Origin of the sequence: Pedobacter glucosidilyticus (assembly GCF_002483235.1) — a bacterium.
In the GTDB taxonomy this organism is placed as follows: Bacteria; Bacteroidota; Bacteroidia; order Sphingobacteriales; family Sphingobacteriaceae; genus Pseudopedobacter; species Pseudopedobacter glucosidilyticum_B.
Window position 1 is genome coordinate 1 of sequence record NZ_DLHN01000033.1, and the last position, 13314, is coordinate 13314.

The 13314-nt window shown below is 34.5% G+C and carries 9 protein-coding genes; 6 read left to right on the plus strand and 3 right to left on the minus strand.

Annotated features, from left to right (window positions below; translation table 11 throughout):
* Positions 1–325 precede the first annotated feature (325 nt).
* From B2745_RS13940 to B2745_RS13960, 5 genes are all read left to right on the plus strand, one after another.
* A complete protein-coding gene (locus B2745_RS13940) occupies positions 326–3754 on the plus strand; it encodes a glycosyl hydrolase (RefSeq protein WP_304067846.1) in 3429 nt (1142 codons plus the stop codon).
* Complete coding sequence (locus B2745_RS13945; protein ID WP_304067849.1) at positions 3754–5784, plus strand: aceric acid hydrolase; 2031 nt, start codon at positions 3754–3756, stop codon at positions 5782–5784. Before B2745_RS13940 ends, B2745_RS13945 begins: the two co-directional genes overlap by 1 nt.
* 445 nt (positions 5785–6229) lie before the next feature.
* A complete protein-coding gene (locus tag B2745_RS13950) occupies positions 6230–6910 on the plus strand; it encodes a DUF6624 domain-containing protein (RefSeq protein ID WP_304067852.1) in 681 nt (226 codons plus the stop codon).
* A gap of 257 nt (positions 6911–7167) precedes the next feature.
* Positions 7168–9720, plus strand: coding sequence for an AAA domain-containing protein (locus B2745_RS13955; protein WP_304067855.1), 2553 nt, complete (start codon positions 7168–7170; stop codon positions 9718–9720).
* 116 nt (positions 9721–9836) lie between these two features.
* Positions 9837–10343: a hypothetical protein gene (locus B2745_RS13960; RefSeq protein WP_304067858.1), complete on the plus strand. Its 507-nt coding sequence runs from the start codon at positions 9837–9839 to the stop codon at positions 10341–10343.
* 24 nt (positions 10344–10367) lie between these two features.
* Here the strand turns inward: B2745_RS13960 and B2745_RS13965 are convergent, their stop codons facing one another.
* The 3 genes from B2745_RS13965 to B2745_RS13975 all read right to left on the minus strand — a co-directional run bounded on the left by B2745_RS13965 (position 10368) and on the right by B2745_RS13975 (position 12688).
* On the minus strand, positions 10368–10862 hold the full coding sequence (locus B2745_RS13965; RefSeq protein ID WP_304067861.1) for a GNAT family N-acetyltransferase: 495 nt from the start codon (positions 10860–10862) through the stop codon (positions 10368–10370).
* A complete protein-coding gene (locus B2745_RS13970; protein ID WP_304067863.1) occupies positions 10852–11139 on the minus strand; it encodes a DUF1778 domain-containing protein in 288 nt (95 codons plus the stop codon). Before B2745_RS13970 ends, B2745_RS13965 begins: the two co-directional genes overlap by 11 nt.
* Positions 11140–11785: 646 nt before the next feature.
* The gene (locus tag B2745_RS13975; RefSeq protein ID WP_304067865.1) at positions 11786–12688 is read right to left on the minus strand and encodes a hypothetical protein; all 903 of its coding nucleotides are present in this window, start codon (positions 12686–12688) and stop codon (positions 11786–11788) included.
* A gap of 348 nt (positions 12689–13036) precedes the next feature.
* Here B2745_RS13975 and B2745_RS13980 point away from each other — a divergent pair, with 348 nt between their 5' ends.
* The gene (locus B2745_RS13980) at positions 13037–13189 is read left to right on the plus strand and encodes a hypothetical protein (protein WP_304067868.1); all 153 of its coding nucleotides are present in this window, start codon (positions 13037–13039) and stop codon (positions 13187–13189) included.
* Positions 13190–13314: the final 125 nt, after the last annotated feature.

Sequence of the window (13314 nt, forward strand, 5' to 3'; positions counted from 1 at the left end):
TTTTCAAGAAAAAAGTGCCTAGGGTTGGCCGCCTATGAGGCCGGAAAGCCTTGTGCGAAAAAGCAATTACAAGAAAAGAAAGAAGCCGCTACCCGACTAGGGTAAGAAAGCCTTAAGCGAAAAATCTACCAAAAAAAATCCACAATAAAAGCAATAAATCCATACGCTCAAACCAATTTCATTTACAAAGCTAACATCCTATAAAACAAAGAAAATATCTTACACGATAAACGCGTTTTTCTAGCTTATTTTTGAGATATGAACCTTTTTGATAATCAAATTTTATCATCATACGGGTAAATCATCCATAATAAAGAAAGAAAACATGACATTTAAAGCATATCATGCTTATTTTATTGCCTTTTTATTTTTGTGTTTCAGTTCTTTCCTGCCTGTAAAGGCGCAAACATTAGCTCCTCATATTCAGAAAATAAACCACGAAGCTAAACCTTGGGTGTTTTGGTATTGGATGCATGCATCTTTCTCTAAAGAAGGTATAACGGCTGATTTAAAAGCCATGAAAGAGGCAGGTATAACAGGCGCTTATATCGCACCTATAAAAGGTAAAACCAATCCGCCTTTGTATGAGCCGGTGATAGAAACCTTAACACCAGCTTGGTGGGATATCTTCAAATTCGCTATAGAAGAAGCCAAAAGTTTTGATATTAAAATAGCTCTTTTACCTAATGATGGCTTTGCTACGGCTGGTGGCCCTTGGATAACACCTCAGCTATCTATGCAAAAAGTGGTATTTATTACCAGTACTTTAAAAGGCGGCACTTTGTTTCATGCTGCTTTAAAACAACCAGAAACTTACCAGAACTATTATCAAGATATTGCAGTTTTAGCCTTCCCAACACCGGGTGGTAAAACACAAACTACACAAGAAATAAAACCCATAGTAAGTACTAGCAATGGGCAAGACGCCTCTTTTTTAACAGAAAGCGGACATAAAAAGAACTTCACCAGTAATGAACCTTGTTGGATTCAGTACACTTTTGACAAACCCTTTCTTTGCCGCTCTATTAAAATCAGTGTTAACAATTTCAACCATCAATCTAACCGATTATTGGTGGAGGTAAGTGATGATGGTCAAAACTTCAAAAGCTTAGGTCGTTTACAAGCACCACGAACAGGCTGGCTAGATTGGGATGCCCCTGTAACGCATGAAATACCACCTGTAAGCGCAAAATATTTCAGGTTTGTTTATAATCCAGAAGGTACAGAACCCGGAGCCGAAGATTTAGATGCTGCCAAATGGAAACAAAGCTTAAAAATTAACGGTATCGAGCTTTCATCCCTACCAAAAATCAATCAGTTTGAAGGTAAAAGTGGTTTGATTTGGCGAGTGGGCGAGCATAGTAAAAATATTTCTGATGATTTAGCTATACCCATTTCATCCATCATCAACATCAGCGATAAGCTAAACGATAAAGGAAATTTAAAATGGGCAGCACCAAAAACGCATACCGAGTGGACCATCATCCGTATAGGACATACCTCTACCGGACATAAAAATGAAACCGCCGGAGCAGGAAAGGGCTTAGAGGTAGATAAATTTAATCCCGAAGCTGTAAAACTTCAGTTTGATAAATGGTATGGCGAAGCTTTACGTGTGGCTGGCGCCGATTTAGCCAAACAAGTTTTGGGTGTTTTCCATGTGGATAGCTGGGAGTGTGGTAGCCAAAATTGGTCGCCGGTGTTTATGGCCGAGTTTCAAAAAAGGAGAGGGTACGACCCAACTTTATTTTTACCCACATTAGCGGGTTTCCCTATAGCGGGTAGCATAAAAGCAGAGCAGTTTTTGTACGATATGCGCAAAACCATAGCAGAGCTGATGCATGACAATTTCTTCATCACCCTTAAGAATTTAGCACAGCAACATGGCGCTATATTTACTGCCGAGACTACAGCGCCAGTAATGCTAGGCGATGGTTTAAAGCATTTCGGGACGGTTGATGTACCCATGGGCGAGTTTTGGGCAAAAAGTCCTTCTCATGATAAACCTAATGATATGCTAGATGCTATTTCTGGGGCCCATATTTATGGTAAAAACATCATCCAAGCAGAAGCTTTTACAACGGTAAGGATGGAGTGGGACGAGCATCCCGGTAATTTAAAAACCCTACAAGACAGAAATTATGCTTCAGGAGTAAATAAACTGGTTTACCATGTTTATGTACATAACCCTTGGCTAGATAGAAAACCAGGTATGACTTTAGATGGCGTGGGTTTATACTTCCAAAGAGACCAAACATGGTGGGAGCCAGGCAAAGCATGGGTAGCTTATGCAGAACGTTGCCAGAATTTACTACAACAAGGTAAACCCATGGCTGATATTGCCGTTTTTGTAGGAGATGAATTCCCCTCAAGAGCCCTATTGCCAGACCGTTTGGTAAATACCTTACCGGGTATTTTTGGTGCAGAAAGGGTAGCTGCTGAGGTACAAAGAATGGCGAATAAAGCTTTACCTACACAAAGGATAGCAGGTGTAACCACATCGGCAAATATGGCGCAGCCAGAAAATTGGGTTAACCCTTTAAGAGGCTATGCTTATGATTCTTTCAATGCTGATGTCTTGCAAACGGCTAGTTTTAAAGAGGGTAAAGTTGTATTTGCTAGCGGTGCGGCCTATCGTATTTTGGTGTTGCCATTAAAACATCAGTTAAACCCCAATCAATATTATGCTGAAAGCTCATTAGCTAAAATTCTAGCATTGGTCAATGCTGGTGCGATATGTATCATCGGCGATAAGCCCAAATTTAGAACAGGTTTAAAAGCTGATGAAAAGCTGTTTAATAGCTTGTTAGAGCGTATTTGGGGAGGCACTTTTGAAAATGTTAAAATCGGCGGAAGCTATTACGAATACAAAAACTTGGGTAAAGGGAAATTAATTAAAGCGCCATTTTTACCTCAAGATTTTAGTTTTTTAGGTACAGCTCAAGATGTTTTGGTGAAAGATACTGATGGAAAAGAAGCTCATGCAGTAGCTTGGAATCATCGTAAAACCGAAACAAAAGATATTTATTTTGTTGCTAACCAGTTAGATGCAGAAAGAGATTTAAGTTTTGCTTTCCGCGTAAGCGATAAACAAGCTCGTTTATACGATGCCGTTAGCGATACCAACATCCCACTAAAGCAATATCAAGTTAAAGATGGCTATACCCATATCTCTTTAAAACTCCCGGCAAACGGATCTTTATTTGTCATTTTTGAAGAGCCATTAGCTGCAAAGGAAGTCAACATAGGCTTTAATTATATCCAATATCAAAAGCTAAAAGATATTTCAACAACTTGGAAACTAAAGTTTAATGAAAGTCATGGCGGGCCAACCGAAACCATCCTTCTAGATAGCTTACAAGATTGGAGCAAGCATAACAACCCGCAAATTAAATACTATTCTGGTACGGCAACTTATAGCAAAAACTTCACTCATAAAGCTTCTAAAAACGAGCAAATATGGCTTGATTTAGGCGAAGTAGCCAACATGGCCAGCGTAAAAGTAAATGGTATAAACTGCGGTATTGTATGGACAGCTCCTTATCGCATAAACATCAGTAAGGCTTTAAAGAAAGGCCAAAATCAATTAGAAATAGAGGTTAGCAATACTTGGGCAAACCGTTTAATAGGCGACCAACTGCTGCCGGAAGATCAAAGAATCACCAAAACAACAGCTCCTTTTAGGCTAGCAGGCAAAGCCTTAAATAAAGCCGGTTTATTAGGAAATGTTGCTCTGTTAAAAGTAATAGAATAATGAATAAGAGATTTTATATCAGCTTATTAGCTGGATTTTTAGCTTTAAATAATAGCTATGCACAAACAAAAGCTATGGTAAATACAGCTGCTAGTCCTTATGCTAAGCTAAAAAGCGTAGACATGGGTGCTGTAAACTGGACAAGCGGTTTTTGGGCAGAGCGTTTCCAGGTATGTAAAGAAAATATGGTGCCCCAGCTATGGAAAGTTTATACCAGTGCAGACATCAGCCATGCTTACAGAAATTTTGAAATAGCGGCTGGTTTGGCTAAAGGAAATCATAAAGGTCCGTCTTTTCATGATGGTGATTTCTATAAAACCTTAGAAGCTGTAGCTAGTTTATACGCATCCACAAAAGATGAAAAGTTAAACAACATGATGGATGAGGCGATAGCCACTATTGCCAAATCTCAGCGAGAGGATGGTTATATCTATACTAAAGCCATGATAGAGGAGCGTAACACGGGTATTCGAGATCAGTTTCAAGACCGTTTAAGTTTCGAGGCTTATAATATTGGTCATTTAATGACAGCCGCTTGCATCCATTACCGGGCTACCGGAAAGCGTTCTTTGCTAAATGTAGCCGTTAAAGCCACAGATTATTTGTACAATTTTTATCAAAAAGCATCGCCAACTTTAGCCCGAAATGCCATTTGCCCATCGCATTACATGGGTGTGATAGAAATGTACCGTACCCTTGGCGATAAAAGATATTTAGAGCTAGCCAAACACTTAATAGACATTAAAGGGAAGATAGATGATGGTACTGATGATAACCAAGACAGAATTCCGTTTAGAGAGCAAAAAAAGGTGATGGGGCATGCGGTTAGAGCCAATTATTTATATGCTGGCGTTGCCGATGTTTATGCTGAAACAGGCGATGAAACCCTATGGAAGCAATTAGATAAGATGTGGGATGATGTTACGCAGCATAAAATGTACATTACAGGTGGTTGCGGGTCTTTGTATGATGGCGTATCGCCAGATGGTACTTCTTATAATCCTACAGAGGTGCAAAAAATACATCAGGCTTATGGCCGAGATTACCAATTGCCAAATTTTACAGCGCATAATGAAACCTGTGCCAATATTGGCAATGTGCTATGGAATTACCGTATGCTACAGCTCAGCGGAGAAGCTAAATATGTCGATGTGATAGAATTAGCCTTGTATAACAGTGTATTATCGGGTATTAGTTTAGATGGGAAAAGATTTTTGTACACCAATCCTTTAAGCTATAGCGATGCCTTGCCTTTTAAACAACGTTGGTCTAAAGATAGGGTAGAGTATATTTCGCTGTCTAATTGTTGTCCGCCTAACACGGTACGTACCCTTGCAGAAGTAAGCAATTACGCTTATAGCCTTTCTGATAAAGGCGTCTGGATAAATTTATACGGTGCTAATGAATTAAAAACAGCTTTAAAAGATGGTTCTTCTTTATCAGTAACACAAGAAACAGCCTACCCTTGGAATGGCGATGTTACATTCACCATCAAAGAAAGCAGTAAGAACCCATTTTCTTTCTTTTTAAGGATACCGGGCTGGGCCTCAAAAGCTAGTGTTATGGTGAATGGTAAAGCCCTTGAAACAGCTGTTACTCCTGGTACTTATGCTGAGATTCATAGAAAATGGAAGAAGGGAGATGTGATAAGTTTAAGCATCCCTATGGAAGCAGAAATGATAGCAGCCAACCCTTTGGTAGAAGAAAACAGAAACCAAATTGCGGTAAAACGTGGTCCGGTGGTTTACTGTGCCGAGTCTGTAGATATGCCACAAGGTAGCAGTATTTTTAACCTCGATATACCAGCAAATACCCAGTTTAAAGCTGTCCCTTTACAATTTGCAAATAGCAAAATGATGGCTTTAGAAGCCGATGTTAACTTGGTAAAAGCACAAAACTGGACAAACCAATTATACCAAAAAGTAAATACCCAAACAGAGCAAGTAAAAGTAAAATTGATTCCTTATTACGCTTGGGGCAATAGGGGCCATGTAGCAGAAATGTCTGTGTGGTTACCGTTTAGTAGATAATGTTTATTGATTTTTGATGGATTGAATGATTGATTTCCCCGTCATCGCGATGAGGAACGAATAAGCAATCTTTTTTTATTGATTGAAGGATTGATTTTGAATGATGGATTGCTTATTCTCTTCAAGATGATGATTTTATAAGACCATAATTACTGTCATACTAAAGGAGCGGAGTCGAAGCTTGATATTTTGCTCTAGATTTACAGTCTTATTAGCCTTTATGAATTATTTCTAGTTTTGACTTTCCGTAAACATTTACTTACTTAGGGTTAAACTCTAACTTGTAAAAATATCTGTGAATTTAGAAGTTTACTTAGATACTTTAAGAGTGATTTCTTTGTGGTAAAAACAAATAGAAATTCTTTAATACAATCAATATTATGTGTGTTAGGGGAGTAAGACTATGCAATAATTTAGTAGAGATTTTACTAATAACACTTCTTAGATGAACAAAACAATATTTACAATAATCATCAGCTTAATTTCATTTGGTTGTAAATTACAGAATACAATTAATCAAGACTTAAAAAATGAACTTGATAGTATTTTAATAAGAGACCAAATATTCAGAGAATATATCGACGTTCAGACTAACGAACTAAGAAAACAAGAAATTGCAAAACGAACGGGCTATTCAAAGGAATTTTTAGACCATCATATATTGGCAATAATAACTGCAACAGACAGTCTTAATTTAGTTAAGGTTGAAAAAATAATTTCAAAATATGGTTATCCAGGTAAATCATTGGTAGGGCAACCTACTAATACCGCAGCATTTCTCGTAATACAACATTCACCAAACATTAAAAAATATTACTCTTTGATTGAAAAAGCAGGAAAAAACAAAGAAATCCCTTTTACGGACGTCGCCATGATGCTTGACAGAAAATTAATAGAGGAGAAGAAACCGCAAATTTATGGAACCCAACTAGAAGGGAAATTTATCATCAATAAACAAACAGGTAAAAAGGAACAAGTTATCTATGTTTTACCGATTAAAAATGCTGAGAAAGTTAACAATCGAAGAAAAAAAGCAGGATTTGAAACTACTGTAGAAGAAAATGCGAAAAGATTTGGTATTGAATACAAGAATTATACTTATCAAGAAATTGAAAGAATGAAATAAAAAAAAATTCTGCTAAAAGCTAATTTATATAAAAGTAGTTGGTGGGAGTTCATGTTAATTCATTAGTCATTTAATTACTTTAGTGAGATGTGAGAATAGTTATGTACGTAAAGCCGTTTTCTTAAACTGATTTCAAATATATAGTTCTCAAGTTGGAAAGAGGTTTCTTTGGCTATCAGATAATACAAAATACAGAACTAAAGAGATTTTAAAAATAAACTTTAAATTACCATCTCTTAAAAGCAATAATATCTAAAATGTCAATCAAAAGAGAACTGATATACATAGATGAAAGAGATGAAACAAATCGTATTGCTCAGTACTCATACCGTGGCGATAAGTGTATTATAGTTTTCAAAGGTAGTTCAAAAGAGTTTGCTTATAGTAGAGATAGGGCGAAAATTATTAGGACTGCAGTAACTGGTGATGAAGCTTTTAGTGTATTTAACTATTTAAAAGAAATAGCTAATACGGTAGGCTTAAAAACAGAAGAGGGTAACAATATACTTTCAAAAAGCTATGATAGCATTACAGAAATTACTGAAAATTGTGTGTTATCAAATTTTTTAAATGGTTATCTACCCGAAGGGGATATTCCTCTTACGAATCCGAATTTTTTCCCTTTTGGTTTTAATCTAAGTCAGAAAAAAGCATTAGAGACTGCTTTTTCTAATAAGTTAAGCGTTATCGAAGGCCCTCCTGGGACAGGGAAAACTCAAACTATCCTGAACATTATAGCAAATGCTGTATTAAATGGTAAAACTGTTGCGGTGGTATCAAGTAATAATTCGGCAACTAAAAATGTTTATGAAAAACTTGAAAAGAATGGTATAGAATTTATAGCAGCACTTCTTGGGAGTTCTCAAAACAAAAAAGAGTTTATAGACTCGCAAAAGGAAATCCCCGACTTATCTAATTTTAATCTCACCGATGAGGATAAGACTGAAATAAAAACCAGAACTACAGCTCTTGTTCAAGAACTCTCTGAAAATCTCGAAAAGAAAAATGAATTAGCATTACTGAAATTAGAACTTGATCATATTGAGACAGAGTATCAGTACTTTATAGAGCGCTATAAAGATAAAATAGCTAAAACTGTAGCTTTAAAAAGAAATATTTCTGCTTTAGATATTCTAAGATTTTGGATTTCTATTGAAATACTAGTAAAAAATCAGAAAAAGATAGGATTGATCAGAAGATGGATTTATCGTTTTAAATATGGTATTAAAGATAAATCATTTTATGAAAATTCATTTGAAGAAATGATTTTCATGATTCAATCAGCTTATTATTCAACTAAAATAAAAGAACTGAAAGAAAATATAGCATCTATAGAACATTCGTTGGAAAACTTTTCGTTTGATAACAAAATGAAAATTTACACAGGGATGTGTATGCAGCTATTTAAATCAGCCCTATATAAAAGATACCATCACCAAACGAGAGAACCTTATACAGTATTAGAGCTTCGTCGTAAGTCAGAAGATTTTATTAAGGATTATCCAGTTATCATGAGTACAACTTATTCGTTAAGACAAAGTTTATCAGAAAAGCTTTCTTACGACTATGTGATTATTGATGAGTCTTCGCAGGTTGATTTAGCTACAGGAGCTCTTGCTTTATCTTGTGCAAAACAAGCTATTATTGTTGGTGATACTAAACAATTGCCTAATGTTGTAGATACAGATATGCAAATAAAAACGAATCAAGTTTTTAATGCATACAACCTTAAAAAGGCTTATCATTACGCTAGTCAGAGTTTGTTATCTTCTATTTTAATGTTGTTTCCAAATATTCCAAAAACACTATTAAGAGAACATTATCGCTGTCATCCAAAAATTATAGAGTTTTGTAATAAGAAATTCTATAATAATGAGCTTCTTATCCTTACGGAGTACACCGAAAAGCGTTCACCACTAATTGTTTATAAAACCTCACAAGGAAATCATGCGAGAGAACGTATGAATCAACGTCAGATTGATGTTATCAAGGAAGAAATTATTCCTAATGAACAACTTGAAGATATTGATTTAGGTATTGTAACACCATATCGTAATCAAACAAATGCTTTACAAAAAACATTTAAAGGAACTTCAATAAAGGCAGATACGGTAGACAAGTTTCAAGGAAGAGAAAATGATGTTATTATTCTCTCTACGGTTGACAATGAAATTTCTGATTTTACAGATCATCCTAATCGCTTAAATGTAGCTGTTTCCAGAGCTGTTGAACAACTTATTTTAGTAGTAAATGGAAATGAAAATCAGAAGGATAGTAACATTGCTGATTTAATTCAATATATAGAATATAATAACTTCTCAGTTATTCAAAGTGAGTTAAACTCTATTTTTGATTTGTTATATAAAGGCTATGAACAAGAAAAAGAGAAAATTCTTAGTAAATCAAACAAAGTATCATCTTTTGATAGCGAGAATTTAATGTTTGGGCTAATAAAACAAGTTTTATCAGATGAAAAGTTTTCTAAATATGATGTTATTTTACATTTCCCAATGAGACTTCTGATTAGGAATTTATCAAGACTTGATGAAGAAGAGGCAAAATATGCCTCTCATCCTCTTACACATTTAGATTTCTTGATTTACAATAAACTTGGTAAAGTTCCTGTTTTAGCTATTGAAGTTGATGGTTTTGAATTTCATAAAGGTGGAACTAAACAAGCTGTAAGAGACCAAATGAAAGATAAAATTTTAGAAAAATATAATTTTCCTATCTTACGATTTAAGACAAATGAAAGTAATGAGAAGGAAAAACTAATCAGTAAACTTAATGAAATACAGCAAATTAAATAAGTGTAATTTGCTTAGTATTTTAGGCCAATAGCTTCTAATATTGCTTTAGCTATCCATAGCCGACAAATAAACGTTAATAACTTTTGTGTAAAACAGCCTATCCTAATCTGCTTGAAATGAAACATTTAGTATTCATGTTTTTATCAATCTTGTATCTGCCTTTACTCGGACAGGCGAGAAATAATTCTAGTTCCACCAAGATTAAAGTTTCAGAAACATTTTATGCAACTCCAGATAAAATTTATGTTGATAGTGTGGAAACCATACTAAGCAAAACATATTTAGACTTAAATAATATTGAGGAAGTAAGAATGTTTATAGAAAACCGAGAAAGCTTACATAACCCGAGAGGAGTAACTCTCATAACCCGAAAGAAAAAGATTGCCTTTGTTAGCCTTGCTGATTTATATTCAAAGCTTAATGGTAATGACACCGTTCCGGTAAAATTTATGGTAGATGAGGAACCATTAAAAGATACTTCTGATGTAAGGTTTGAACCTTCTGTTATTGAAAAAATAAACATGGTTATTAGATATAAACCCGTCAATGTTGGACAAGATTTAGAAAGAAGTATTGATGTCTTTATCACTACAAAAAGAAAACAAACTTTTAGACTCAATTAGATGGTTGCCAGCAACAGGCAGAAGTTACATTTCTTTTATAGTTTTCATTGGTAAAAACATTTTACCTGAAGTTGGAAGTAAAATAAATCCGTATTGTAAATAAAAATTTTGTGCTTTTTCATCAATTGGATCAACCACAACAGCAATTGAATCCATACTCTCCGATATAGCTAAACTACGGTTTAAAGCATCTAATAAAATTTTTTCCCCATAACCATTTCCTTTAATCGATTCGTCAATTGCCAATCGTCCTAAAAGAATAGTTGGAAGTTCGGTATAACTTGGTGGAAGTTTTTTCGCCAAGTCATCTAAAAATTCTTCTCTTTTAATTGAATTTGCAGATAATGTATAATATCCTTTTACTGTATCATGATTATCTACTAGCACAAAACAAGCTGATAAATCACGATTTACATCTTGCCTGGCCTGTTTCCTTATGTAATTGTCTAAAAGTTCATATCCACAAGTGAATTTAGATTTATCATGTTTTTTTTCAAGGTGTACTATTCTAAGCTCCATTAGATTCAATAAATTTTAGATAATTTAATTGAGCTTGTTTAAGTTTATGATTTGGTTTTGGTGGATTTAACAGCGCATTTAAAAAAATCTTTTTATCTTCTATGCTTTTTAAAATTTGGTTGTTCTCAATGATTATCTTATTCGCTTCATTATTTATGCAAAAAACAACAAATTCAGAGAGATTTTTAAACCCTTTCAATTCGCTCGCAAACTTAATCAACTCTTTCTGTTCCTTGCTAATTCGAACATCAATTCTGTCATTAACTAAAGTTGCCATATTCTTTGTTTTTATTAAGTATTATCTTATTTCTTGACTTATTGATAGCTTTATTTAGTGTTTTATTATTTTCTTGATTACGAGAATTAATATAATTCTAAACACAAATACAAATGTACGTGTAAATTACGTACAAAAAAAAGTTTTTACTAGAATTTACTAGTTTTCCTAGCTTTTTAAATGAATCAGTTTGTGGTTGTTGGTTGTCTGTTGCCAGTTCCGTGTTACTACTTTTGAATTTTTCCCTGCCATTGCGATGAGGAACGAAGAAGCAATCTTTTTTTATTGATTGAAGGATGAGTAATCTTTCGTCCACTCGCAACAGGTGCCTATCATGCTTTCACAATCGTATCGTTGGGTTTGTTATCATCATAGTCACAGGTTTTAATCTGTGGTTATAGCAGATATAAACAATCCTTAATTAAATATTTTTTTAGAAAAGCAAAGTTTATACTACTATCTTCCGCCAGTCCGGTGCTCTGCTTTACTCCTCGTCCATTTTCCGCAAAAGCTCCAAATGTCCTGTGGGGTATCGCTGCCGCCCCGGTTTAGCTGGGGTGGGGTTGGTTACCTAACTTTTCTTTTAAAATTACAATTACTTAAACCAAAAACTTATTATTCTAAAATAATGGATAAGATATTTTTATCATTTAGAGGGAGTAGGGGGAGCTTTTACTTTAATATATTTACTAAAAATATATTCACTAATAGGTTTTAATGCCTTTTCTGGATACTCTGGATGCATCCCTCCAATTGTAAAAAATTCTACTTCCTTATCTATCTTAGAATACCACATCTTACGGATACAGTTTTCAGTAAGTGTATCTGGTTTGGTTATTTTTTTGAAATGCTTCAATTTAAAAGTATCTAAAGCTATAACCTGAATATTAGGTAGTTTCTGGTCGCAAGAAATAGACTTGTAATTTACGCCATCCCAATACATACAATCCTTCTCTTTAAAAAAATCTAAGCTTTTAAATGAGAACAGGAGGATGAATATGGATATGGCAGAAATAGCTAGTTTTTTCCATGATTTATGCCAAAATAGGGCATTCATAGATTTTTTAGTAACCGTTATATGATTTAATTTCTTATCAACCTCTTTTGAGGATTCCTTTTCTAATTCGGGTGAAATTTCAACCGCTGCCGGTTTCTCAACTTCTTTATGACCTATAAAATCTTCTTCTTTTTTTAAAGTATCTAACTTAAAAATATAAGGACGTGGAGAAAAATCTATCAACCATGCCAATAGTTCGATATTTTTCTCATCTGTATTTTCAGTTTTTTTATTTAAATGGTTAATCAGGGGTCTAAACCTATCTACATCCATGCTACGGATATATCTTATATAACCTTCTACATCTACACAATCCCCAAAGAAATCTCTTAAAACCTTTTCATCACCTTTTTTAAATCTTTTCGCAATAACAGCAAGACATTCATCTTTTAATCTAGCCGGAGTAGGATTTTGCAAATTCAGCGGCAATGCCATAGCCTCAAGCTTTTCTTCATAAAGTTTAATGACCTGCTTCTTGTATTCTGAAAACATGTTAATAAGAATCTTGGATAAAATTACGGTGGAATTTACGGAATCTTTTACGGTTTTCCGGAATTGCTACGTAACAACCGGAATTATCGGAATCATTTGATAACAAGCTTCTTACGCTATTGCACCTTTGCTTTCGATATCGGTGGTCAATTCTTTTAACAAGAATAACTGCCTTTTAAAAAGAGGAAATAGCGGTAGTAAGTTATTGACCTGGGAAGCAAGCACCTGCTCCCGCTATTGAATCTTAACACTTCCCAAAAATTTAAGAGGCGCCTCTTAAAAAATGCTTTAATCCACCAATACGGTTTGGTGGGCTAGCACAGGTATTCACATTAAATTTTTAAGAAAATGATTCAATTTTTAATTGCTATCTTATTAGGATTGGTAGCTCCTGCTGATAACACAGAGAATAATACTCCAGACAACGAAGTTATCATCACAACAACAAATAGTTCAGGAGGTGAGAATGGACAATTACCAACGCCAAGACCAAAAGGTTAAATAATTATCAGGAGGTTTAAGCTAGACTTAGGCCTCCTTTTTTATGTACTACTTCCTTAAATCTAATTTACTCTTCATCGCAAATAGAAATTATTTCTTTTATTTCTAAATTAGGATAAAAATTA

What these genes read in the sequence shown, in the direction of transcription:
- B2745_RS13940 (WP_304067846.1), top strand. Translation starts at nt 326, where the DNA reads ATGACATTTAAAGCATATCATGCTTATTTTATTGCCTTTTTATTTTTG.
- B2745_RS13945 (WP_304067849.1), top strand. Translation starts at nt 3,754, where the DNA reads ATGAATAAGAGATTTTATATCAGCTTATTAGCTGGATTTTTAGCTTTA.
- B2745_RS13950 (WP_304067852.1), top strand. Translation starts at nt 6,230, where the DNA reads ATGAACAAAACAATATTTACAATAATCATCAGCTTAATTTCATTTGGT.
- B2745_RS13955 (WP_304067855.1), top strand. Translation starts at nt 7,168, where the DNA reads ATGTCAATCAAAAGAGAACTGATATACATAGATGAAAGAGATGAAACA.
- B2745_RS13960 (WP_304067858.1), top strand. Translation starts at nt 9,837, where the DNA reads ATGAAACATTTAGTATTCATGTTTTTATCAATCTTGTATCTGCCTTTA.
- B2745_RS13965 (WP_304067861.1), bottom strand. Translation starts at nt 10,862, where the DNA reads ATGGAGCTTAGAATAGTACACCTTGAAAAAAAACATGATAAATCTAAA.
- B2745_RS13970 (WP_304067863.1), bottom strand. Translation starts at nt 11,139, where the DNA reads ATGGCAACTTTAGTTAATGACAGAATTGATGTTCGAATTAGCAAGGAA.
- B2745_RS13975 (WP_304067865.1), bottom strand. Translation starts at nt 12,688, where the DNA reads ATGTTTTCAGAATACAAGAAGCAGGTCATTAAACTTTATGAAGAAAAG.
- B2745_RS13980 (WP_304067868.1), top strand. Translation starts at nt 13,037, where the DNA reads ATGATTCAATTTTTAATTGCTATCTTATTAGGATTGGTAGCTCCTGCT.